This is a genomic window from Lutibacter sp. TH_r2, from assembly GCF_033101135.1.
Lineage (GTDB): Bacteria > Bacteroidota > Bacteroidia > Flavobacteriales > Flavobacteriaceae > Lutibacter.
The window spans coordinates 1-282 of sequence record NZ_JAWMPV010000021.1 but is presented as its reverse complement, the minus strand read 5'-3'; the positions used below and the strand labels follow the sequence as shown (position 1 = coordinate 282).

1 protein-coding gene is annotated in these 282 nt (G+C 39.4%); it reads left to right on the top strand.

The annotated features are described in order from the left end of the window. Nucleotides 1–282 (top strand): hypothetical protein (locus R3X25_RS15195; RefSeq protein ID WP_317675819.1); only part of this gene is annotated, 282 nt, incomplete at both ends.

The following is a 282-nucleotide window of genomic DNA, read 5'->3' as shown; positions in this document are numbered from 1 at the left end:
CATTACCAGTAGCTGATGGAACAGAAACGTTAGTAACAGGAGCAGGAATCAATACTGTAACAGGCGATGGTTCATCAACAACACCTTATGTAGTTACAGGAACAGAAGTAGATGGAAGTGTTACCAATGAGGTAAACACAGCATTAGGTTCATCGGTTAACACATTAACAATTACGGATTCAGCAGGTTCATTAACAGCACCAATCGTAAACACGAACGAATTAAGCATTGTATCAGGAGAAATCACAAGTACAGTAAATGGAATTGCCTCTACCGCAATAA